The sequence below is a fragment of the Porticoccus hydrocarbonoclasticus MCTG13d genome, from assembly GCF_000744735.1.
GTDB lineage: Bacteria > Pseudomonadota > Gammaproteobacteria > Pseudomonadales > Porticoccaceae > Porticoccus > Porticoccus hydrocarbonoclasticus.
In genome coordinates this window covers 2,078,677-2,102,494 of sequence record NZ_JQMM01000001.1, presented here as the reverse complement: position 1 = coordinate 2,102,494, position 23,818 = coordinate 2,078,677, and the positions used below count along the sequence as shown (strand labels likewise).

The following is a 23,818-nucleotide window of genomic DNA, read 5'->3' as shown; positions in this document are numbered from 1 at the left end:
TTAAGACATGACGCTTGGTCCATTGATGCTCGACCTGGAAGGACTGGTGCTGACCCCGGAAGAACGAGTTCTGATTCTCAATCCATCAGTGGGCGGTATTATCTTTTTTTCCCGAAATTTTGTGAGTTACAGTCAACTGGTTGAGCTGGTGGCAGACATTCGTGCAATAAGGGGTGACTTGTTGCTCTGCGTCGATCAGGAAGGTGGGCGAGTGCAACGCTTTCGCGATGGGTTTACCCATTTGCCGCCGATGCAGATGCTGGGTGATTTATTGTTGAAAGAAGAGGGTGGTGAGTCACTGCTTCAGGATGCCGGTTGGCTGATGGCCTCTGAATTACTTGCCTGTGGGCTGGACTTCAGCTTTGCCCCGGTGCTGGACTTGGACCGTGAAAGTTGTGCGGTAATTGGCGATAGGTCGTTTGCTGATAATCCGGAGGAAGCCATCCGGGCCGCCCATCATTTTATTACCGGTATGCATCAGGCCGGCATGGCGGCAACAGGAAAGCACTTCCCGGGCCACGGAGGAGTCGTCGCCGACAGTCATTACGAAACTCCCTATGACAACCGCTCTCTTCAGCAATTGCGTGATCGGGACTTGCAACCGTTTGCGCGGCTTGCCGATGAGCTGGATGCGATCATGCCCGCCCATATTGTTTACCCTTGTGTTGAATCTGTACCGGTGGGGTTTTCTCCTATCTGGTTGCAGAAAATACTGCGAAACGAATTACAGTTTCAGGGTGTCATTTTCAGCGATGACCTGTCCATGAAAGGGGCTGACCTGGTGGGTGGTTACCCGGAAAAAGCCAGCCGTGCGCTGCAGGCCGGCTGTGATATGGTGCTGGTCTGTAACAATCGTAAAGGCGCGTTGGAAGTGATTGATTTTCTATCTGAAAATCCTGTGGAGCCGTCAGGAAGATTAGCTAAAATGGCGGCCAGGAAGCATCCGGAGTGGGATGCATTGCGAGCCTCTGAGCGCTGGCAGATCACTTCTCAAAAACTTGCCAAACAGCTGAAGTAAGTAGTGAACAGGAATCCATAGTATGCAGCAATTGGAAGCGTGGTTAGTCAATATTACCGGGGAAAGCTATCTGTTGATTGCCGAAATTTTTCTGATTGTCCTGGCCGCTATGACAGCAGGATTTCTGGCGACGCGGATACTGAACTTTCTGCAAAAACGGGCACTCAAGACATCAAATTTCTGGGACGATGCCTTGATTGAGGCGTGCCGCCGCCCTGTAGTCTGGGCAATATGGATACTGGGGGTTAACTATGCGGCGGCTGTCGCTGCCAGACAGGCTGGGTCCGAATGGTACGATTTGCTGGCACCCATTAACCGGGTTGTCATCATTTTTTTGGCTGCGCTATTTTTACTCAATCTGATTAAGCGCGCTGAACTGAATCTGGTGCATCCTGAATATACCAGTGATCCCATGGATGAGACCACGGTCAAGGCCATTGGCAAACTGCTGCGCGCTTCGGTCATCATCACCGCCACGCTCATTGCCATGCAGGCTTTTGGCTACAGTATTTCTGGGTTGCTCGCTTTTGGCGGTATCGGTGGTCTCGCAGTGGGTTTTGCAGCCAAGGACCTGCTGGCAAATTTCTTTGGTGGTTTGATGATTTATCTGGACCAGCCCTTCAAGGTGGGAGACTGGGTGCGATCCCCTGATAAGGAAATCGAGGGCACTGTCGAAGATATCGGCTGGCGACTGACACGTATTCGCACCTTCGATAAGCGCCCACTCTATGTACCGAACTCGGTGTTTAACAGTATTGCCGTGGAAAACCCCTCGCGTATGTTTAACCGGCGGATCTACGAGACGGTGGGTATTCGCTATCAGGATGTCGATAAAATGGCGGGAATTGTCGCCGATGTGAAACAGATGCTGTGTGATCATCCGGAAATTGATCAGAATCAGACCATGATCGTCAATTTTGTCTCTTTTGGTGCCTCATCGGTTAACTTTTTTGTTTATACCTTTACCAAAACCACCAAGTGGGTGGTTTTTCACGAGGTAAAACAGGATGTGCTGTTAAAGGTAAGCGATATCGTAGCCGATCACGGTGCCGAGATTGCTTTCCCAACCTCCACTGTCCATATTCCCGACCAGCTGCGATTGTTGCAAGCTTCGGAAGTCGAATGAGTATCGGCATTATCGGTGGCAGTGGGCTGGACAGCTTTTCCGATTTGAGCGTTCAGGAGCAGCGTGTGGTCACCACAGAGTGGGGCGAGCCGTCTGCTCCCCTCTGTTTTGGCACGTTGGGCAATACGGAGGTTGTATTCCTGGCGCGACACGGTGTGACTCATCGGCTGCCGCCTCACCGGGTCAATTACAGGGCAAATATTGCTGCATTGCGTGCGGAGGGCGTGAAGGCTATCTATGCCGTCAATGTGGTGGGTGGTATTAATGGCGAAATGGGCCCGGGGGATCTGGTTATTCCCGATCAGATTATTGATTATACGTTTGGACGGGGCCACACCTACTCGGATAGCCCGGATCAGGTATTACAGCACATTGACTTTACTTTTCCCTATGACGACAGCCTGCGGGACAGACTGTTGCAGGCGGCTATTGCCTGTGGAACTGCCTGTGAGACAAGGATTCATGCAGAGGCTGTTTATGGCGCCACGCAGGGCCCCAGGCTGGAAACCGCTGCCGAGATTGCGCGAATGGCCAATGACGGCTGTGACATCGTCGGTATGACCGGTATGCCGGAGGCGGCACTGGCTCGGGAGTTACAGATTCCCTATGCCTGTCTGGCGTTGGTGGTGAATATGGCAGCTGGTTTGAGTGAGGAGCGGATCTCTTTTGGGCAGATGGAAACTGTGATGGCGAACAATATGCCACTGGTACGCAAAGTTTTGACTCAGGCCGTGGCGAGTCGACAGCATTGATGGCATTTTTCCGGCTCACGCCTTATCACCGTCAGAATTGTTGAGTGTTGACGTCAATCAGCCGCGGTCGAAGTATGGCGTGTTACCAGAACCAGTACCCCCATTTCAGGGTGATCCAGATAGGTCGGTTTATTCAGGTCCACCTGTTCCGACTGATTGAGAACAACTATCTTTTTAATCGGCGGGTGGCGTTGATCGACGGGACTGTTTGTATCGATGGTGGTCACTGGTGAGGCGTCGTCAGACACCGGAAGAGCAGATAACCAGGGTTTCACCGGCAATCGTGGCCAGTTGTCTGGTCGGACAGGATTGCCGGGCAAGGCGCCACCAGTCCCCGGTGTACTGGCAAAGCTGGTTTTCCAAATATCTGCCTGAATGTGTAGATAGCGGGTCACTACCAGCCGAATACTGCCTTCCAGCTCATGGTGGTTGCCATGGCGATGGCCTCCCGAAACAATAATCCAGGGGCTCTGTGCCTGCCCCAGTCCGGGTTGGCGCCATCCTATGTGGGTGAGTACTCGATAGCCTGCAGCGCGGCTCAATGTGTATTCATCGGGTCCCAGGCTGAAGTCTTTTGTCTCAAGAGGAATCAACGATTGTTCCGCAGGTCGGGGGTTGTCCGCCGATGTGGAGGTATCGCTCTCAAGCCGTTGCCAGTTTTGAGGGTATTCCAATGTGATGTTGGTGGGGTGTCGTTCATTCTGATAAAGATCCTGCTGGCTGAATACGATCAGCTCAACCTGATACCAGTCTTCGTTTTGATCCGCTCGGGTCTGTTCGGAGAGGCTTGTACTTAAGGTGACTGCCAAAAACAGTAAATACCTGAAAGGCATGCCAGCGGTTCTGAGTGGTCTCATTTAATGTCCATTGTTTGCAGGGGTTAACCGAGTCAATAACGCCTGGATCTGTTCAATTCGCTGTTCTTTCGTTTCCATCGGTAGAGTATATTTCAAGGTTGACGCCCCTTGAAGTCGAAAAACAGTGGGCTCTTTTTGGACCATTTGTACAATGACCAGGGGTTCAACCAACGTATCACTGCCAAATTCAATCCGCCCGCCGGTTGGTCCGGCTTCCACCTTGCAGATACCGAGTTGTCTGGCCTGAAGTTTCAGTGACGTGACTTGAAAAAGGTTTTTCAGATAATCGGGAAGTAAACCGAAACGATCGATCATTTCTACCTGAAGCTCCCATAAATCAACTTCTGTTGTGGCGTTGGCAATGCGCTTGTACATCATCAGACGCATGTGAACATCCGGTAAATAATCTTCGGGTATCAGCGCCGGCAGGTTCAGATTGATTTCGATATCTTCGGCCAGAGGCACATTCAACTCTACCGCCTTGCCTTTGCGCAGGGCATCAACGGCTCGATCCAGCAGTTCCATGTAAAGCGTGAAACCAATCGATTGAATCTGGCCACTTTGATTTTCGCCGAGTAGTTCGCCGGCACCGCGAATTTCCAGATCATGGGTGGCCAGTGTAAACCCGGATCCCAGGTGATCGGCATGGGTGATGGCCTCGAGTCGCTTGATGGCCTCAGCCGTCATGGTTTTTGGCTGGGGAGTGAGCAGATAGGCATAGGCCTGGTGGTGAGAGCGTCCCACTCGGCCCCGCAATTGGTGCAACTGGGCCAGCCCCAGTTTGTCGGCGCGGTCAATGATGATGGTGTTGGCACTGGGGATATCGATTCCGGTCTCGATAATGGTGGAACAGACCAGCACATTGAAACGCTGGTGGTAAAAGTCGGACATGACTTTTTCCAGTTCGCGTTCGCGCATCTGGCCGTGTGCGATATTAACCCGTGCCTCCGGTACCAGTTCTTCTATCACCTGCGCCGTTTTGCCAATGCTCTTGACCTCATTGTGCAAATAATAGACCTGCCCGCCACGTAGAATTTCCCGCAGTATCGCCTCCCGGGTCACTCGGGGATCGTTCTGGCGGACAAACGATTTTACCGAGAGCCTTCTCGCCGGGGGGGTAGCGATAATCGACAGATCCCGAATACCTGACATTGACATGTTCAGGGTGCGTGGAATGGGGGTGGCCGTCAGTGTCAGGATGTCCACTTCGGCTCGTAGCGCCTTGATCTGTTCTTTTTGACGGACGCCGAAGCGGTGCTCTTCATCAATAATAAGCAGCCCCAGGTTTTTATAGTTCACTTTGGCATGAAGTAGCTTATGGGTGCCAATCAGAATATCGACTTTTCCCAGACCGGCACGGTGAAGGACCTCCTGTTGTTCTTTGTCAGAGCGGAACCGCGACAGCTCCTCGATGGTGACTGGCCAGTTGGCAAAGCGGTCGCGAAAATTTTCCAGATGTTGATGGGCCAGAAGGGTGGTCGGCACCAGCATCACCACCTGTTTTCCGCTGGCCACTGCAATAAAGGCAGCGCGCATGGCGACTTCCGTTTTTCCGAAGCCAACATCCCCACAGACAAGCCGATCCATGGGCTGCTCAGCCAGCATGTCGCGTCTGACGGCTTCGATGGTGTCCAGCTGATCGGGCGTTTCCTCGAAGGGGAAGTCCGCACAGAAAGCGCGGTAGTCCGCTGCCGGGTCGCGGCAGGCAAACCCCTTGCGTGCTGCGCGAGTGGCATAGATGTCCAGCAACTCGGTGGCGGTATCGCGGATCTGTCGCAGGGCCTTGTCTCTGGCCTTTTGCCACTGATCTGTACCCAGTCGGTGTAAGGGCGCGAGGCTGTCTTCTGCACCACTGTAACGGCTGATTAAGTGCAACGATGATACCGGGACGTAGAGTTTTGCCTGGTCGGCATAGGATAACGTCAGAAATTCCTGCGGTTCGCCACTGGCGTTGATGGTCTGCAATCCCAGGTAACGACCGACACCGTGATCAATATGGACCACGGGCGCCCCAACGCTCAGTTCAGTCAGGTTTTTGATGACCTGGTCGGCATCGGTACGTTCTTTGTTGCGTCGGCGACGTTGCATGACCTGCTGACCAAACAGTTCTGTCTCGGTGATCAAGCTGATATTTGCCGGCGTTACAACAAAGCCGCGGGTCAGCGGGTAGGCGATTATGGCGAGGCGTTGTGTTCCTTCGGCAAAAGATTCCCAGTTGGTTACATCTTCTGGGCGAATGGACTGGCGGCCGAGTAGTTCCAGCAGGGTTTCCCTGCGGCCCGCTGATTCCGCGCAGATTAGTACCCGCTGGCTGGCGTTGGCCAGATGCCCCTGGAGTTTTTTCAGGGGATTGTCTGCCTTGGCATCAATCGCCACCGGTGGCGGAGCGGATATGTGCAGGGAAAAATGATTTTTCTGCGGATCGGATTCACTGTTGATTCGTGTGCAGGGGTATTTTTTCAGATGGCCGAACAGTTCTTCGACCGGGACAAATAAGGCTGCCGGGGGGAGCAGGGGCCTGGTTGGATCAACACCGTATTCCTGGTAGCGCTGGCTGGCATCCTGCCAGAATTTTTCGGCGGCCTGCTCCACAGCTCCTTCGGTAAAGATAAGGCTGTGATCGGGCAGGTAATCAAACAGGGTGGCGGTTTCTTCAAAAAACAGGGGCAGAAAATACTCGATTCCCTGGGGTGGAATACCCTCACTGACATCCCTGAAGACCGGGCAGCGTCGCTCATCGACATCAAAGCGGGACAGCCAGTTGTCCTGAAAGCGCCGGATAGCCGGTTTGTCCAATGGGACTTCCCGTGCGGGCAGGAGGTGTATGTGATCGGTTTGTTCCAGCGTGCGCTGGGTGTCCGGGTCGAAGGTGCGAAGCGTTTCAATTTCATCGTCGAACAGATCGATCCGAAAAGGTAGCGTGGCGCCCATTGGGAAAATATCAATCAGAGCGCCGCGAACAGCGTACTCACCGTGTTCGGCCACGGTATCAACACAGCGATAGCCAGCGGATTCCAGTTGGGTGCGCAGCGTATCGAGGTTCAGTTTGTCACCACGTCGGTAATCGAAAGCGCGCTGGTTGACGAACTCGGTTGGTGGCAAACGGTGCATCAGGGTGCCAACAGGCACTATCACGACACCGGTGCGGGTTTGCGGTAAGCGAGACAGGGTTCGCAATCGCTCGGAGACAATATCCTGATGCGGCGAGAAAATATCGTAGGGGAGTGTTTCCCAGTCAGGGAAATGGAGCACAGCGGCCTCTTCGCCGAGGAAGAATCGCAGTTCAGATTCCAGCTCAGCTGCAGTTTTTGCCGAGTCTGCAATGACGACGGTCAGCCCGGGTGCTTGTTGGCTTGCCTCGGCAATGACCAGGGCGCTGCCGCCGTTTACATCCTGCCAAACGCGCTTGTCGCCAGCTGTGTTGACTGGCGGTAGTGACAAAATCGACATACTGGAATGGCACTTCTGTGGGTTAACCTTGAAGGTATGCTATTTTAGCGGGGCAATAGAGAGATTGATATGCTGTACCCGTGTTTTCCATTCAGAGGCAGATTGCTGATAGGGTTTTGTTTGCTGTGTCTGCTGGTGATGACCGGCTGCAGTGGCTCCTCCTTTCGGGTCCAGGATCTGGCGAAAACGGATATCGACATGGTGGCGGACTTGCACTATCAGCAGGTTGAACTGTTGCTCAAAGAGCTGACGGTGAAGCTATATAAGCGAAACCCGAGAGAGTTGCAGAAGGTCCCCGGCAAGACGATAGATTCCCGTGTTACACAAATTTTCACCCATCCGGGGAAACCCCTGTTTGCTGAGCTGGGAGGCAGCGGTATCGATGCCATTGAACTGTCTGTAGACCCGGCTTTTACGGGCGACCGTGTGTTTGCACTGATAGTGGGAATGACGGGGATGATCAGGGAGTCCTACGGCCTGAAAACCGAGTTTTTCATGCTGAGCAAACTTGATCACCAGAAGCTTTATCACAGTGCCCGCAATATTGAAATTGCCATGTGGCGGATCAGAACGCACCTGGACGAGCAGGGAAATGCCTTGATTCTTACCAATAGTCGCAAGGGGGAGGGTTATAACCTCAGTTACGAGCGCTTATTCGGTAAATTGATTGCCCATCAGGATATGCTCGCTTTGATCATTGCCCAAAAAAACCAGCGAGTCATCAAAACAGTTGCCCTGAATGTGGCCAGCATGGCATTTATCCCCCTCTAAAAACTCCCCTGACCAGTGATTATCGTTACGGTGTCGGGTTTTTTGACCACATCGCTGTTTGCTGATCCAGATCAACCATCGTCGAACCGCAGTACCGGTTATTCACCGCACTTTGTTGCCCTTAAAAGGCTGAATACCGATAATAGCGCCCCAACCCGTGATGGGAGTGCCGCCCATCGTGTTAGACCAACAAAATGAGAGGTTTACCTGTGACCGAACAACATCGCCCCATTCCTGCCGACTTTTTTGCTGACTGGAAAGAGCGCGAGTCGCTGGCCGAAGCCATGATCCCTCTGATCGGAAAGCTTTACAGGCAAAATAACGTCTCTCTCTATATGTATGGCAAGAACATGGTCAATCGTTCAGTGATTGACCTGATGAAGGTTCATCGTTTTGTTCGCCAGATTGAACAAAATGAGTTATCGGAATTTGAAACCTTCCCTCTGATTCTGGCGTTGTCGGAAATGGATTTGGGGCCTGCCCATATCGACGTGGGCAAGCTGACTGTAAAATACCAGGACTCAGGTAATGGTGAGAACCTGACTGCGTTCCTGCAGCGGGAGGTGGGTGATGACATCGGTCGCGTACGCAAGCCGCTGCCACAACCCCAGGACGTGGTGCTTTACGGTTTTGGCCGTATCGGCCGGTTGCTGGCCAGATTGTTGATTGAAAAGACAGGTAGCGGTGATCTGTTGCGATTGCGTGCCATTGTGGTTCGCAAGGGGGGCAGTGCGGATGATTTGGCCAAACGAGCCAGCCTGCTACGACGTGATTCTGTTCACGGTGCGTTTGACGGCACCATCAGGGTCATTGAGGATAAAAATATTCTAGTTTGTAACGGCAACCCGATTCAGGTGATCTACGCCGACTCTCCTGCGGAGGTAGATTACACCCGCTACGGTATCAGCAATGCAATTGTGATTGACAATACCGGTGTATGGCGTGATGAAGAAGGTCTATCCAGGCACCTGCAATGCCCTGGTGCCAGCAAGGTGATTCTCACCGCGCCTGGCAAGGGCAATATTCCGAATATTGTTTATGGTATCAACCAAAATGAGATTGCTGCAGATACCAAAATAATTTCTGCCGCGTCCTGTACCACCAATGCCATTGTGCCCGTGCTGAAAGCCCTGATGGACGAATTCGGCATAGACCGTGGACATGTGGAAACCGTACATTCCTACACTAACGATCAGAACCTGATTGATAACTATCACAAAGGGTCACGTCGAGGTCGTAGTGCTGCGCTCAATATGGTGATTACCGAGACAGGTGCTGCCAAGGCGGTGGCAAAGGCATTGCCGGAGCTGGCTGGCAAACTGACTGGTAATGCGATACGGGTTCCGACTCCCAACGTATCCATGGCGATTCTCAATTTGCAGCTGGGTCGTGAGACGACCAGAGAAGAGCTCAATGAATACATGAGAAAAACCGCACTCTATTCGCCTTTGCAGCAACAGATTGACTATACAATTTCTTCCGAGGCGGTTTCGACCGATTTTGTCGGTTCACGGCATGCCTGTGTTTATGATTCAGAGGCGACGATTGTAAGTGGCGACAGTGTTGTGCTGTATTGTTGGTACGACAATGAGTTTGGCTATAGCTGTCAAGTGGTGCGATGTCTGGAAAATCTGGCTGGCGTATCCTGGCCGATGTACCCGACAGCGTGATGGGTAGCCTGTCTCGCCGCACTGTTAACTTGTGATTCGAGTAAAGTGGTTGGTGGTGGGTGCTTTGTCGAGAATCAATTACCACAATGTCTGTACTGGTAATGGGAAGCCTCCGCCTTTATAATCGCGCCGATTTATTTGCCGGTGTCGGTGCGCTTCCAGCAAGCCACCTTGCACGAAAAGCACTGGTGCTGCCGTAGGATGACCATGATGATTTCGGCTGCATTTTTGGGGCTCGAGAAGAGCAATAATTAATGACATTTCGTAATAGGCATTACCTATGATTAAGATCCGTCGGGGATTGGACTTACCTGTTTCGGGCTCGCCCGAGCAAGTCATTCACGATGGTCCCACAGTGAAATCTGTTGCTGTTGTTGGCCCTGATTACGTTGGTATGAAGCCAACTATGGAAGTCAAAGAAGGCGACAGGGTCAAACTGGGCCAATTACTTTTTACTGACAAAAAAACCGAGGGCGTCCGTTATACCGCCCCGGCTGCCGGGGTGGTCACTGCCATCAACCGCGGTGAGCGGAGAGTGCTCCAGTCAGTGGTGATCGATGTGGAGGGTGATGAAGAGGAAACCTTTGCTGCATACAGCAACGATGAGCTGAGTCACCTCGACCGCGCGGCAGTGGTAGAGAATCTGGTCAATTCAGGCCTGTGGACTTCACTGCGCACGCGTCCCTATTCAAAAGTGCCGTCGCCATCTGCGACGTCGCCCAATTCCATTTTTGTCACTGCGATGGATACCAACCCGCTCTCAGCGGATCCGGCGCTGGTCATTGCCGAGCGAGCAGCTGACTTTGAGAACGGGTTGACCGTAATAAGCCGTCTGACGGACGGGGCAGTGCATCTTTGCACTTCCAGTGATTCCGTTATTAAAAGCGGAGGAGCGGCCAGTGTTCAGCTTCACAGTTTTTCAGGGCCGCACCCCGCTGGACTCGCCGGTACTCATATTCACTTTATCGATCCGGTGAGTGATCACAAAATGGTCTGGACAGTGGGTTACCAGGATGTGCTGGCGATAGGTGCATTGTTCACAACAGGCCATATCGATACCCGCAGAGTCATTTCGCTGGCGGGCCCCCAGGTTGTCAAGCCACGACTGGTTCGCACAAGACTGGGTGCCAATCTCTCCGACCTGACTGCCGGTGAACTAAAGGATGGCCAGAATCGACTGGTGTCCGGGTCAGTGCTCTCCGGTAGAGCGGCTAGTGGACCTTTTGATTTCCTGGGTCGTTACCATGTCCAGGTGTCTGTTTTGCTGGAAGGTCGGCAACGGGAGTTTTTCCGTTATCTTTCCCCAGGCAGTGGTCGGCACTCAGCGATGCCCATTTATCTGTCATCGCTGAATAAGAGTAAAAAGTTTGATTTCACGACCAACACCAATGGCAGTGAGCGGGCAATGGTGCCGCTGGGTAACTATGAGAAAGTAATGCCACTGGATATATTGCCCACCCAGTTATTGCGGGCACTGATTGTCGGTGATACAGAGACAGCTCAGAAACTGGGCTGCCTGGAGTTGGATGAGGAAGACCTGGCACTGTGTACCTATGTCTGCGTAGGAAAGTATGAATACGGTCCGATTCTTCGGGATAATCTGGCCCGCATTGAGAAGGAGGGCTGATAATGAAAGTATTGCGTAATTATCTCGATAAAATTGAGCCTCACTTCGAGCATGGCGGCAAATTGCACAAGTGGTATGCCCTCTATGAAGCGGTAGATACGATTTTCTACTCTCCGGGAACAGTGACCAAAAACGGTTCACACATCCGCGATGGCATTGATCTGAAGCGTGTCATGATCACCGTCTGGCTGGCAGCCTTTCCGGCTATGTTTTATGGTATGTACAACCTCGGTTTCCAGGCCAACACGATCTTGGCAGGTATGGATGCCACATCCATCGAAGGCTGGAGGGGACCTTTAATCACCCTATTCGCCGGACATGATCCGAATAGTATCTGGGATTGCCTTTGGTATGGCGCCGTTTATTTCATTCCCATCTATGTGGTGACCTTTGTTGTGGGTGGCTTCTGGGAGGTTATGTTTGCCACCGTTCGGGGGCACGAAATCAATGAAGGTTTTTTTGTCACTTCAATCCTTTTCGCCCTTGTTTGCCCCCCGGACATGCCGCTGTGGATGGTGGCTCTGGGTATCAGTTTTGGTGTGGTGATTGGCAAGGAAGTCTTTGGTGGTACCGGCAAAAATTTCCTCAATCCAGCACTCGCCGGTCGAGCCTTCCTGTATTTTGCCTATCCTGCCGAAATGTCTGGCGATGCGGTATGGACCGCTGTCGATGGTTATACTGGCGCGACAGCCTTGTCTGTTGCCGCTAGTGAGGGAATGGCAGCACTGCAGAATCAGGTGACCTGGCTGGATGCGTTCTTTGGCAACCTGCATGGATCGGTCGGTGAGGTTTCCACGCTGGCCATCTTTATCGGCGGTGCCCTGTTGTTGATTACCAGGATTGCCTCTTGGCGCATTGTCGCCGGTGTAATGATCGGTATGATTGCATTGTCCACTCTGTTTAATTTTATCGGCTCTGAAACCAATCCCATGTTTGCCATGCCCTGGTATTGGCACATGGTGGTAGGCGGATTTGCTTTTGGCATGATATTTATGGCCACTGAGCCTGTTTCTGCCTCGATGACCAATACGGGCAAACTGTGGTACGGCTTATTGATTGGTGTTATGGCGGTGTTGATCCGCGTTGTAAATCCGGCCTTCCCGGAGGGAATCATGTTGGCGATACTATTTGCCAATCTGTTCGCGCCTCTGATCGACCACTTCGTGGTGCAATCCAATATCAAAAGGAGACTTGCACGTGGCTAGTAATGAAGGGATAGGTAAAGTTCTGACAGTTGCTGTCGCGTTGTGTCTGGTCTGTTCCGTGGTGGTGTCGTCAGCAGCCGTGCTGTTGCGTGATGCCCAGCAGGCCAACAAGGCGCTGGACAAGAAATCCAATATTCTTTCTGCCGCCGGATTGCTTGAACCCGGTATGAGTGTTGAAGAACAGTTTAAAAAGATCGAGGTCAAAATGGTGAATATCGACACCGGTAAGTTTACCGATGACGTTTCTCCAGACACTTACGATCAGCGCAAAGCAGCAAAGAACCCGGAGCTCTCGGTGAATCTTTCGAAAGAGGCAGATGTGGCCGGCATATCCCGTCGCGCAAAATATGCGGTCGTATATTTGGTGCGCGATGGTGATGACCTTGAAAAGGTGGTGTTGCCGGTCAGGGGCCCCGGGCTTTGGTCCACGCTTTATGGTTTTATTGCCATTGAGGGTGATCTCAATACAGTTGCCGGTCTGGGCTTCTACGAGCACGGCGAGACCCCTGGCCTGGGTGGCGAAGTTGATAACCCACTTTGGAAGGGTAATTGGCCGGGCAAGAAAATTTACGGGGATGATGGGGATGTTCAGCTGACAGTGATCAAGGGTTCTGTTGATAAATCCCGTCCGGAGGCTATTTATCAGGTGGATGGTTTGTCCGGTGCTACCCTGACAACACGTGGCGTTGATAACCTCATTGAATTCTGGATGGGTGAAAATGGCTTCGGTAAATTTCTCTCCAACCTGAAAGCCGGGGAGGCGTAATCAGTATGAAAATCAAAGACATTATTGTCAGACCTATTTTCGATAACAATCCGATTGCCTTGCAGATATTGGGTATATGTTCTGCGCTCGCAGTGACATCCAGTATGAAAGTATCACTGGTTATGTGTATTGCATTGACAGTTGTGGTGGCATTTTCCAACCTGTTTGTTTCAATGCTTCGCAATCATATTCCCGGTAGCATTCGTATTATCGTACAGATGACGATCATTGCTTCTCTGGTGATTGTTGTTGATCAGATCATCAAGGCAGTGGCTTACGATATCAGTAAACAATTGTCAGTTTTTGTGGGGCTGATTATCACCAACTGTATCGTGATGGGTCGTGCAGAGGCTTTTGCCATGAAAAACCCACCGATCCCCAGCTTTCTGGATGGTATTGGCAATGGTCTTGGTTACAGCATGATTCTGATTGTAGTGGCCTTCTTCCGTGAATTGTTGGGCACGGGGAAACTGATGGGTGTCGAAATCATGGCAGCTACCAATGTCGGGGGCTGGTATGTGCCGAATGGCCTGATGCTTCTACCCCCAAGCGCCTTCTTTATCATTGGTTTTATTATCTGGGCAATTCGCGCCAGGAAGAAAGATCAGGTAGAACCGGCGGACTTTACAATTTCAGCCAATAGCGGCACCAAGGAGGCGATGTAATGGAACATTATCTTGGTCTTCTGATTCGAGCAATATTTATCGAAAATATGGCCCTGGCTTTTTTCCTGGGTATGTGTACGTTTATTGCCATTTCGAAGAAAGTCGAAGCCGCTATCGGGCTAGGGATAGCGGTTATCGTGGTGTTGACGATCACCGTACCGGTTAACAATATCATCTACACAGCCCTTCTGGCTGAAGGTGCGCTTTCCTGGACAGGTATTGAGGCCTTGGCCAATGTTGACCTGAGCTTCCTGGGTTTGTTGAGCTATATTGGCGTGATTGCTGCCATCGTTCAGATTATGGAGATGTTTCTGGACAAGTATGTTCCAGCCCTCTACAACGCGCTGGGCGTTTTCCTGCCATTGATTACCGTGAACTGTGCCATTCTCGGTGCTGCATTGTTCATGGTGGAGCGCGACTACAATCTGGCCGAAAGTACTGTGTACGGGTTTGGTGCTGGCACTGGCTGGGCGCTTGCCATCATGGCTCTGGCAGGTATTCGGGAAAAGCTCAAATACAGTGATGTACCAGAGGGCCTACGTGGCCTGGGTATTACATTTATCACGGTTGGCCTGATGTCGTTGGGTTTTATGTCCTTCGGCGGCATATCCCTGTAATCGACGAAGAGAGGATAGATAATGAATCTGGAAATCATACTCGGCGTCGTCATGTTTACCGTTGTCGTACTGGCATTGGTGGCTTTCATTCTGGCAGCGAGGTCCCAGCTGGTCAGTTCCGGCGATGTGACCATTGATATCAATGGTGAGAAGAAAATTACCGTAGCTGCTGGTAATAAGCTCTTGCAAACCCTGTCCAACGCTGGACTTTTCCTGCCCTCTGCCTGCGGTGGTGGTGGCACATGTGCTCAATGTAAATGCATTGTCCTTGATGGTGGTGGTGCCATGCTGCCAACCGAGGAGTCTCACTTTACCCGCCGTGAAGCCAAAGAGGGCTGGCGCCTTTCCTGTCAAACACCCGTTAAACAGGATATGCGTGTAGAGGTGCCAGAGGATGTCTTCGGGGTAAAGCAGTGGGAATGCACGGTTGAGAGCAATCCGAATGTGGCGACTTTTATCAAGGAGCTGACGTTACGTTTACCTGAGGGTGAAAATGTCAACTTCCGTGCGGGCGGTTATGTCCAGCTCGAATGCCCTCCCCATCATGTCAAATACAAAGATTTTGATATTGAACCAGAATACCGGGCAGACTGGGAGCGGTTTGGATTTCTGGATCTTGAGTCGAAAGTCGATGAAACCGTTATCCGCGCCTACTCAATGGCCAATTACCCGGAGGAAAAGGGTGTAGTAAAGTTTAATATTCGTTGTGCGACGCCACCACCTGGATCCAAGGGCATTCCTCCGGGTCAGATGTCCTCTTATACCTTTAGTCTGAAGCCTGGGGATACAATCAAGGTTTATGGCCCATTTGGTGAGTTCTTTGCCAAGGACACCAATGCGGAAATGGTGTTTGTCGGTGGTGGTGCCGGTATGGCGCCCATGCGCTCGCATATCTTTGACCAGCTTCGCCGGATAAAAACTGATCGCAAAATGACCTTCTGGTATGGCGCTCGCAGCCTCAAGGAGTGTTTCTACAGCGAGGAATATGACGAGCTGGCTGAACAAAACCCCAATTTTGAGTGGCACCTCGCTCTTTCGGATCCTCAGCCCGAAGATAACTGGGAAGGGCTCACTGGTTTTATCCACCAGGTACTTTATGAAAATTATCTGAAAGATCATCCTGCTCCGGAAGATTGTGAGTATTACATGTGTGGTCCGCCCATGATGAATGCCGCAATGATTAAAATGCTGGTCGACTTGGGTGTAGAGCAAGAAAACATTCTTCTAGACGACTTTGGTGGTTAATGAACCATTTGATCAATCGACTAAAAATAAAAGCGGGGCCTATGGCCTCGTTTTTATTTGTCGCTGTAGTGGTTTCTCTATTGTCTGCCTGCGATCGACAGTCCCAATTGGTCTTCGATGGTCGGACGATGGGAACTACCTATCAGGTCAAGTTGGTACCAAGTGAGCAATCAGTCAGTGGTGACCTTGGACAAAAAATTCAATCCAGATTGGATAGCCTGAACAATACCTTCACGACTTACCAGCAGGATTCGGAATTGATGTTGCTGAATCGCGCACCCGTGGGTCAGATCTATGCGGTTTCACAGGACATGTTGCATGTGTTGAACACTGCCAAGGAAGTACACCAACTGACGTCTGGGGCATTTGATCCCACCGTGGGCGCATTGGTAAATCTATGGGGATTTGGTCCGGAAAACACAGGCAACCGGATTCCTTCGGAGACAGATATAGCCGCTGAACTGGGATTGGTGGGTTTCAATGAGCTGCAGATCACCCCGGATGCTACCAGTATTATCAGAACCAGCGATATCGCTCTGGACATGTCTGCGGTTGCAAAGGGCTACGCAGTCGATGCTGTTGCAGAATTACTGGAGCAAGAGGGGTTCAACAATTACCTGGTTGAAGTGGGTGGTGAACTTCGTCTGAAAGGTGTAAAAGCGAACAAGGATCCCTGGCGTATTGCCATTGAAGTACCTTCCCTTGAAAGAGGCTTGGTTCAGAAAGTCCTGATTCCGGGAGATGCGGCAGTGGCAACTTCTGGAGATTATCGCAATTATTTTGAAAAAGATGGTAAGCGTTATTCGCATACCATTGACCCGCGCACCGGTCATCCACTCGATCATCAATTGGCTTCTGTTACCATTATTGCTGAAAAAGCTGTATTTGCAGATGCATTGGCCACTGGATTTATGGTGCTGGGGACTGATGCCAGTCTTAAGGTAGCTGAAGAAAATAAACTGGCGGTTTATTTGTTGGTCAAAGAAGGGGAAGCTTTTAAAAGCTACTATTCATCCGCTTTTGCCCCTTTTTTGTCAGGAGATTAGATGATGTTGTTGTTCGTGCTTGTATTTGTGGTGCTGATGTTGATTATTGCAGCCATGGCTGTTGGCGTGATGATGGGAAGGAAACCATTAAAAGGATCCTGTGGCGGTGTTGGTGCTGCTTTGGGTGAAAAAAACTACAGCTGTGACATTTGTGGGGATGATCCGAACAAGTGCGATGAGGTAAATCAGACCAATTCAGGTGCTGAGATTCAACGTACTGATTTGGCCTACGATGCTGTCAGGCGATAACATAGCTTTATGATTATGGTTTGAGTCCAGTGGATCAAATACGCAACGGATTAATAAATAAAGTCAGCTGTTGTCCCGGTTTTAGATAATTCTCAGGGTTCAGTTTATTCCAGCTCAAAATGTCGTCGATTTTCAGGTCAAACTTGCTGGCGATGCGGTATAGAGAATCGCCCCGGCGAACCTGGTAATTGACCTTTTTTTCTCCTTTTACCGATGTTGATGAGCCTGAGTTTGCTTTCACATTAAGCAATTGTCCCGGCCTTAAGGGTGCATTGATGTCCAGTCGACTCCATGTTGCGATATCTTGAACGCTGACCTTATGCTCCCTGGCAATCTGCCAAAGCGTATCCCCGGTTTGCACTCGGTATGAGGCTAGAGAGACCGTCTTTGGGTGGTGATCGAGGCCAGTACCGGGAATCTTCAGGCGCTGGCCGAGTTTTAGTAAATCACCCCGCAGGTCATTCTGAACGCGTAACTGATGAACACTTATTCCATATTCAGCAGCAATGCCTGACAGTGTGTCCCCTGATCTGACTTGGTACTCCTTGATCGGTGCCCATTGCGCTACAGGTGTATTGTTAAGCACCAGTTTAAACCCTTCTACGCTTTCTACCGGCAGGACGATACGGTGGGGACCTTCGGGATGTGTGACCCATCGACTGTAGCCGGCATTGAGCTGATGCAGTGTGTCACTGTCAATACTGGCCATCTCCGCCGCTTTAACCAGATCGAGTTGTTCCGGTAAATCGACGACATCAAAATAGGGCGAATCCGGAATGGAAGGCAATACGATGCCATGGGATTCAGGGTCTGCAACTACCCGGGATATCGCCAGCAATTGCGGTACATAGGCCCTGGTTTCACGGGGTAATTTCAATGACCAGAAGTCTGTTGGTTTGCCGTCGCGCTTGTTGCGTTCAATAGCTCTTCTGACAGTGCCTTCACCACTGTTATAGGCCGCCAGAGCCAAAAGCCAGTCGCCTTCAAAATAGTTGTTCAGGTATGTCAGGTAACTGATTGCCGCTTCGGTTGCCGCCAGAGGATCACGGCGGCCGTCGTACCACCAGTCCTGTTTAAGACCGAATCGATCGCCAGTCATCGGGATGAACTGCCAGAGTCCTGATGCATGGCTGCCAGAGTAAGCAAAAGGGTCGTAGGCGCTTTCAACGATCGGCAGCAGTGTCAACTCCAGAGGCAGATTGTTGTGTTCCAGCTCCTCAACAATATGGTAGAGATACAGCTCGCCGCGGCTCATGACGCGGTCAATATAACTCTGGTTATTGCTGAACCACTCGACCTGTTTAACTATGCGAGGATCATCGTAGTGTCCTTGCAGGGTCATTCCGTTGCGCACTCGCCGCCACAAGTCATCGGTAGAGTCGGGCGTGAAGTTGACCTGTTCAGTTTTGTCAGTATTTTTTCCGGAGAAGATGATCCACCGTTTTTCCCGAGGCACAGTGGAAACCTGTGTATTGGATTTCTTCGCTTTGTTGGGATGGGTGGCTGCACCGTGTGGGTAATTATGACTTGATTGTTGCGCGCAACCGGATATTAAGGCAATAAAAACAATAAGATACGCTCGAAAAAAAATCTGCATGGTATTATGTTCTTTTTGCCAGTATCAGCTTAAGGATTCTAACTATCTGCGCCATCAAGATCAATTTATCTCTGATACTTCGGGATGTGTTGTGAACAAACGCCCAGTTTGGAATGCTTGGTCTACTCATCGGATATTGAGCCGAGTTGTGGCGAAGGACCGGACTAAAACTGATCCTTCCAGTGACGAATGATAGCGAATACATCTTCAACGGTTCCTCCGGAAGGAAGCCCCCTGGCACTGGCCGCTTGCCTCACGGAACCCTGAGTTACGCGAAGAAAGGGGTTGGTTGCCAGTTCCTCTGCCAAACTTGAAGGGACTGTGGCCTGTGCCCGATTGCGTAGTTGAATGACCTGTTTTAAGCGTTTCTGCACTGCATGATTTTCTGGCTCCACAGCTTGGGCAAACAGGAGGTTGGCCTTGGTGTATTCATGGGCACAATAGATTTTCGTTGCCGGCGGCAAGGCGGCAAGCCGCGATAGTGATCGCCACATTTGTTCGGGAGAGCCTTCAAATAGTCGACCGCAGCCACCTGCAAACAGTGTGTCTCCACAAAATACCAAGGGAGTTTCCGCCTCAAAAAAAGCTATGTGATCCAGGGTGTGACCAGGTACACCAAGGATCTTAAAGTGGGTGCCGTCGAGAGTCAGCTGGTCGCCATCGACCAGGCTATGCGTTGTCTGGTGTATGTCCGGTGGCCCGTAGACCGGAACTGCCGTATGGTGAAGCAGTGAGTCGACCCCACCCACGTGATCGGGATGATGGTGCGTGATCAGAATACCCGAAAGATCCAGGTCAAGGCTTGCCAGTGCCTGCAGAACGGGTTCCGCGGCTCCCGGATCGACGACAAAGGCCAACCGACTGCCCGGTTGGTGAAATAGCCATAGGTAGTTGTCTGAAAATGCAGGCAACCTGTGCACGATAAGAGGCATGATAGGTTCCAGTGGTTTTAAAAATTGATCTTTCCCATAATAACGAACTTCGTCTTGTGGGTGAAAACCGGAAATCAGAATGAAACGGCATAACTGGTTGCTAGCAGCAAGAGAGTTTCTTGAGCAACGGCATGTTGTCCGTCCCCTGGCCGACTCGCAGGGTTCGCTGGACAGCTGGTTTCAGTCCCGCTATGGGCAAGTGTTGTTGCATCGCGAAAGATCCATGCTTGAGCATATGATGCCTGGATCGGGTGCCCACCGTCTGATGTATCTGGGTGCCAGTTCAAACCGCTTGTTGGTTGGTGATTTTAATCATTTGCAGAGTTTTTCTATTGGTGCCTCTGCGGCGTTGCCAGGCTACGCGTCGGCAATTGCGGATTTCGACGCCCTGCCGTTACCATCGGAAACCATTGATACCGTGGTACTGCACCATGCACTGGAATTTTCTGCTTATCCCCATGAAGTGCTCAATGAAGTGGCAAGGGTTTTGACTCCCTGTGGCCATGTGGTGATCGTAGTGGTGAATCCACTCAGTCTGTTTGGTTTAAGTAAATGGGTCGCACGATATTTCTCTTCCCGTGCGATATGGTCATACCATAGTCTCCGTTACAGCCGTCTTCTCGATTGGTTGCGGTTGCTCAATCTGCAACCCATTCAGGCCGTTTCCGGTTGCTTTGGCTGGCCATTGCAACATCCGGCTAGGTTGGACCGAAGAAGCTTCCTGGAATCTATCGGCCAAAAGAGTAAGTTGCCCTGGGGTGCCTTTTATATTGTGGTGGCCAGAAAATACACCGCCCGGCTAACCCCGGTTAAACCCGGATTGTGGCGCTCAATCAGCCTTCCGGTTTTGCCGGTCACAAAGAAAAATGGTGCTATAAAAAAACCATTTGATGGAGAGTAGTAATTGAAGGATGTAGAAATTTTTACTGATGGTGCCTGCCGGGGAAATCCCGGCCCAGGTGGCTGGGGCGCACTGCTGCGGTACGGGGATCTTGAAAAAAAACTTTACGGTGGTTCCCTGGATACAACCAATAATCGTATGGAACTGACGGCTGCTATTGAGGCGCTCTCTGCATTAAAGAAACCCTGTCGAGTCGTTTTGACCACTGACTCCGAATATGTGCGGCAGGGGATTACCACCTGGTTGTCCAACTGGAAACAGAAAGGCTGGAAGACTTCGGCAAAAAAACCTGTGAAAAATATTGATCTCTGGCAGCAGCTGGATCAGCAGGTGGCCAGACATGAGGTTCAATGGCACTGGGTAAAGGGTCACAGTGGTCACCGCGAAAACGAGATTGCCGATCAGCTGGCAAATCTTGGTATTGATGAACTTTTATCAAACAACAGATAACAAATAACACAGCATAACAAGGTATTACCATGCGACAGATTGTCCTCGATACAGAAACCACGGGACTGGAAACGAGCCAGGATCACCGGATTATAGAAATCGGCTGTGTTGAGCTCGTTAATCGCCGCCTCACCGGTCGACATTTTCACCAATACATTAACCCTCTGCGGGAGGTGGACGATGGGGCGATGGAGGTGCACGGGATCAGTAATGAGTTTCTTGCCGATAAACCACTATTTGCCAACGTTGCCGAGCAATTCCTGGCCTTTATTGAAGGTGCTGAGCTGGTGATTCACAACGCCCCTTTTGATGTGGGATTCATTGACCATGAGTTCAGAAAGCTGGACGGCTTTGGCCGGGTGATGGATTACTGCACTATCGTCGATACCCTGGTGATGGCCAGGCAGCGTCATCCCGGCCAGAAAAATAATCTCGATGCCCTTTGCAAGCGGTATGACGTGGATAATGCCCAGCGTGATTTACACGGCGCATTGCTGGACGCTGAAATTCTTGCAGACGTTTACTTGATGATGACAGGTGGCCAGGTGGATCTTGTTCTGGGCGGGCAGAGTCATACCACCGGTGATCTCGGAACACAGGAGATACGCCGTCTGCCACCTGACCGGCCGCAACTGCCTGTCATCAAGGCCACGGCAGAAGAGGTCGCCGTTCACTGTGGCCAGCTGACCCGTATTCAACAAATCAGCGGTGGCCAGTGTGTCTGGCTTGCCGCGGCTGATGCCGTTGATGAACCTCTTGTTAGTGAATAGACATGGCTCATCCCCCGATAAGCACGTCTCCTGTTTGCTGTGACATAGATCGTCTTTACAAACACCTGAATTTGAAAGCACGCCATTGGTATCACTGTGTGCAGAAATGTTTCTAAGCGCTAAAGATAAACCTCTGCGATCAGCAAGCTTGCAGTAAAGGCGCGAGATGTAATAGCGAGATGAGGATCGACAACCGGGTAAGCAGTAATGGTGTGCTTTTACCTGAGAGGAAAGTCACCCGAACTGGTTGATAAACATCTTATAAATTGGCTGAGATGTGTGATAGCCATTAAATCGCTGGTCTGTCGATTCAGCCTCAAACCACGGTAACTAATAATGTTATTATCAAAATATCTAAGTATGTTACACAGTATAGCTGGCTTTTGTTTTTGTAATGGTCGGTGATCTGAAATAGGCATTTGATGGTATGTATCAAATAAATACACAGGCATTAAAGCTGGTCAGGGAAGAGATCGATAAGGAAGTCGGTATCCTGGTTGATCTACTTGAGCAGCCGGTGGAGTCCATTGACTGGTCTGAATGCAGCCGGGGCTTATCTCAGCTTCATGGGGTGTTTTCGCTACTGGAAATGGCCGGCGGAAAAATGCTTCTGGACGAAATGCAGGAGACCGTCAGAAAAGCGGAGGATGGCTCTCCTGGCTCACCGGTGGTGAATACTGTCAAACACTCACTGGAACTGATGCCCGGTTATGTCTGCCAGCTGCAAATGCACGGTAAGGACAGTCCCCTGTTGTTGTTGCCAGAGATCAATCAGTTACGGGCAGCCCGTAAGCAGCCTCAGCTCAATGAATACCAGCTTCTGAATGGTTTAATGCCGGATGTACCAACGATTTCCTCGGTGGCACAGAAGGATCATCACTCAATCGAGGCGATCCGGGTCGCCCGACAGCTTTACCAACAGGGTTTGGCCCATGTTCTCAAGGGGAGTACTCGTCCCACCGCGATAAAAGTGATGGCCCATGGTATACAGCGTTTGCGCAATTCACTTAGCGAAGAAAAAGAGGCCATCTACTGGGCATTGGTATTCGATGTGTTAGGTGCACTTTATCGCGGTGCGCTTGGTTTTGAGCAGAGTCGTTTGCGAAGTCTTATGGCTATTGAGCGGCAGCTGCGCATGCTGTCTGACAACGCACCCGCTGAACAAAGTTACCCCATATCGCTGCAACAGAATATGTTGGCCAACTTTCTGTTGTCCGGCATGAATACCGAGGGTGCTGCCAAACTGGCGGCCCGCCTTGGCATCTCACCACTGGATTTTACCGCTACCGATATCCGCAATGTGCGGGCTATGTTTGTGGAAGAGGGCAATCAGTCTTTTGTCGAGCGCCTTGCCGTGATCGCTACCCAGATTGAGCAATTGCGGAGCTTGCTGGATGATCAGGTGAAACAGGAAAGTATCGGGAGCGGACCCCTCAAGGAAGCCGCTGTACTTTTTTCTGCACTATCTGAAGAGTTGAAAAACTGTGGGCTGGGTTTGGCTAAAGAGCGTTGTTCTCAGCATGCTCTTGCCATTGCGAACCTGACGGACAGTACATTGCCCTCTGGGATTATGGAGGAGATGGCAGATACGCTGCTATATCTGGACTCAATTATTCTGGAGCTCCAGTCGCGGCCGCACTCTGAAAGTGAGCGCATTAAAATTAATGCGTTGAGCATTAAAGAAGTTGTTGAAGAAAATATAATCAGTCATGCGCAGCGGCGAGTGTTGCAGGAAGCGTCGAGTCATCTGGCCAGTATTATGCAACTGACCTCGGATTATTGTGATGGTATTGCCGGCGATGAGCTGGCCAAACCGCTGGCCGATAACTTCAAAATGATATTGGGTGCGGTTGGCATACTCGGCTTGACGCGTGCTGAGAACGTAACAGTCCGCTGTCTCGATATTATCAATCACAGCTTGGGCCCGGCCAGTCAGCTGCCACTGTCATCCATCATCGAGGTATTTGCCGATGCCGTGGTGAGCCTGGAGTACTACCTGGATAATCGCCGCTGGAATCCCGATTTCGAGGATACCGTTCTCGGTGTGGCTGAAGAGTGTCTTGAGAAACTGGAAAGCTAGTTTTATACCCTCCAGAGAAGCAGC

Annotated in this window: 21 protein-coding genes; 17 read left to right on the top strand and 4 right to left on the bottom strand. The window is 51.0% G+C overall.

All coding sequences use genetic code 11. The annotated features are described in order from the left end of the window. Positions 1-7: 7 nt before the first annotated feature. The 3 genes from nagZ to U740_RS10000 are packed head-to-tail and all read left to right on the top strand — an operon-like array spanning position 8 to position 2,896. Positions 8-1,018, top strand: a complete 1,011-nt coding sequence (gene nagZ, locus U740_RS10010; RefSeq protein WP_036860528.1) for a beta-N-acetylhexosaminidase — start codon at positions 8-10, stop codon at positions 1,016-1,018. A 22-nt stretch (positions 1,019-1,040) separates the two neighbouring features. Then, a complete protein-coding gene (locus tag U740_RS10005; protein WP_051921422.1) occupies positions 1,041-2,144 on the top strand; it encodes a mechanosensitive ion channel family protein in 1,104 nt (367 codons plus the stop codon). Beyond that, positions 2,141-2,896, top strand: a complete 756-nt coding sequence (locus U740_RS10000; protein WP_036860527.1) for an S-methyl-5'-thioinosine phosphorylase — start codon at positions 2,141-2,143, stop codon at positions 2,894-2,896. Before U740_RS10005 ends, U740_RS10000 begins: the two co-directional genes overlap by 4 nt. A gap of 53 nt (positions 2,897-2,949) precedes the next feature. Here U740_RS10000 and U740_RS09995 read toward each other — a convergent pair whose 3' ends face one another. Together U740_RS09995 and mfd are read right to left on the bottom strand one after the other, a co-directional pair. Next, positions 2,950-3,705 carry a CsiV family protein gene (locus U740_RS09995; protein WP_160172070.1) on the bottom strand — a complete coding sequence of 252 codons (756 nt, stop codon included), beginning with the start codon at positions 3,703-3,705 and terminating at the stop codon, positions 2,950-2,952. A 48-nt stretch (positions 3,706-3,753) separates the two neighbouring features. Beyond that, a complete protein-coding gene (gene mfd / locus U740_RS09990) occupies positions 3,754-7,203 on the bottom strand; it encodes a transcription-repair coupling factor (protein ID WP_036860524.1) in 3,450 nt (1,149 codons plus the stop codon). 102 nt (positions 7,204-7,305) lie between these two features. Between mfd and U740_RS09985 the strand changes: the two genes are divergently transcribed. The 10 genes from U740_RS09985 to nqrM all read left to right on the top strand — a co-directional run bounded on the left by U740_RS09985 (position 7,306) and on the right by nqrM (position 17,064). Then, positions 7,306-7,974: a hypothetical protein gene (locus tag U740_RS09985; RefSeq protein WP_036861897.1), complete on the top strand. Its 669-nt coding sequence runs from the start codon at positions 7,306-7,308 to the stop codon at positions 7,972-7,974. 194 nt (positions 7,975-8,168) lie between these two features. Beyond that, positions 8,169-9,644, top strand: coding sequence for a glyceraldehyde-3-phosphate dehydrogenase (locus U740_RS09980; protein ID WP_081890913.1), 1,476 nt, complete (start codon positions 8,169-8,171; stop codon positions 9,642-9,644). Positions 9,645-9,924: 280 nt separating this feature from the next. After that, positions 9,925-11,271 (top strand): Na(+)-translocating NADH-quinone reductase subunit A, encoded by a 1,347-nt coding sequence (locus U740_RS09975; protein WP_036860522.1) that lies wholly within the window; start codon positions 9,925-9,927, stop codon positions 11,269-11,271. A gap of 2 nt (positions 11,272-11,273) precedes the next feature. Continuing rightward, entirely contained in the window at positions 11,274-12,476 is a 1,203-nt protein-coding gene (locus tag U740_RS09970; RefSeq protein ID WP_036860520.1) for an NADH:ubiquinone reductase (Na(+)-transporting) subunit B, read from the top strand. Beyond that, positions 12,469-13,242 (top strand): Na(+)-translocating NADH-quinone reductase subunit C, encoded by a 774-nt coding sequence (locus U740_RS09965; protein ID WP_036860519.1) that lies wholly within the window; start codon positions 12,469-12,471, stop codon positions 13,240-13,242. The genes U740_RS09970 and U740_RS09965 overlap by 8 nt, the downstream gene beginning before the upstream one ends. Positions 13,243-13,247: 5 nt before the next feature. Then, on the top strand, positions 13,248-13,907 hold the full coding sequence (locus U740_RS09960) for an NADH:ubiquinone reductase (Na(+)-transporting) subunit D (RefSeq protein WP_036860518.1): 660 nt from the start codon (positions 13,248-13,250) through the stop codon (positions 13,905-13,907). Next, complete coding sequence (gene nqrE / locus U740_RS09955; protein WP_036860517.1) at positions 13,907-14,524, top strand: NADH:ubiquinone reductase (Na(+)-transporting) subunit E; 618 nt, start codon at positions 13,907-13,909, stop codon at positions 14,522-14,524. The genes U740_RS09960 and nqrE overlap by 1 nt, the downstream gene beginning before the upstream one ends. Positions 14,525-14,545: 21 nt before the next feature. Further along, positions 14,546-15,769 (top strand): NADH:ubiquinone reductase (Na(+)-transporting) subunit F, encoded by a 1,224-nt coding sequence (gene nqrF, locus U740_RS09950; protein ID WP_036860516.1) that lies wholly within the window; start codon positions 14,546-14,548, stop codon positions 15,767-15,769. Positions 15,770-15,810: 41 nt separating this feature from the next. Continuing rightward, positions 15,811-16,815: an FAD:protein FMN transferase gene (locus U740_RS09945; protein WP_036861894.1), complete on the top strand. Its 1,005-nt coding sequence runs from the start codon at positions 15,811-15,813 to the stop codon at positions 16,813-16,815. Further along, positions 16,816-17,064 (top strand): (Na+)-NQR maturation NqrM, encoded by a 249-nt coding sequence (gene nqrM / locus U740_RS09940; protein WP_235189857.1) that lies wholly within the window; start codon positions 16,816-16,818, stop codon positions 17,062-17,064. 34 nt (positions 17,065-17,098) lie between these two features. On the opposite strand, the gene U740_RS09935 is transcribed toward nqrM, so the two are convergent. Both U740_RS09935 and gloB read right to left on the bottom strand, forming a co-directional pair. Further along, positions 17,099-18,520, bottom strand: coding sequence for a LysM peptidoglycan-binding domain-containing protein (locus U740_RS09935; RefSeq protein ID WP_160172069.1), 1,422 nt, complete (start codon positions 18,518-18,520; stop codon positions 17,099-17,101). A 305-nt stretch (positions 18,521-18,825) separates the two neighbouring features. Further along, complete coding sequence (gene gloB, locus U740_RS09930; protein WP_036860515.1) at positions 18,826-19,593, bottom strand: hydroxyacylglutathione hydrolase; 768 nt, start codon at positions 19,591-19,593, stop codon at positions 18,826-18,828. 79 nt (positions 19,594-19,672) lie between these two features. Between gloB and U740_RS09925 the strand changes: the two genes are divergently transcribed. The 4 genes from U740_RS09925 (at position 19,673) to U740_RS09910 (ending at position 23,794) form a co-directional block, all read left to right on the top strand. Further along, positions 19,673-20,494, top strand: coding sequence for a class I SAM-dependent methyltransferase (locus U740_RS09925; protein ID WP_051921415.1), 822 nt, complete (start codon positions 19,673-19,675; stop codon positions 20,492-20,494). Between the two features lie 3 nt (positions 20,495-20,497). Then, entirely contained in the window at positions 20,498-20,944 is a 447-nt protein-coding gene (rnhA, locus tag U740_RS09920; RefSeq protein WP_036860514.1) for a ribonuclease HI, read from the top strand. Positions 20,945-20,973: 29 nt separating this feature from the next. Continuing rightward, on the top strand, positions 20,974-21,714 hold the full coding sequence (dnaQ, locus tag U740_RS09915) for a DNA polymerase III subunit epsilon (RefSeq protein ID WP_036860513.1): 741 nt from the start codon (positions 20,974-20,976) through the stop codon (positions 21,712-21,714). A 427-nt stretch (positions 21,715-22,141) separates the two neighbouring features. Beyond that, positions 22,142-23,794, top strand: a complete 1,653-nt coding sequence (locus U740_RS09910) for a FimL-related protein (protein WP_036860512.1) — start codon at positions 22,142-22,144, stop codon at positions 23,792-23,794. The last annotated feature ends 24 nt before the right edge of the window (positions 23,795-23,818 follow it).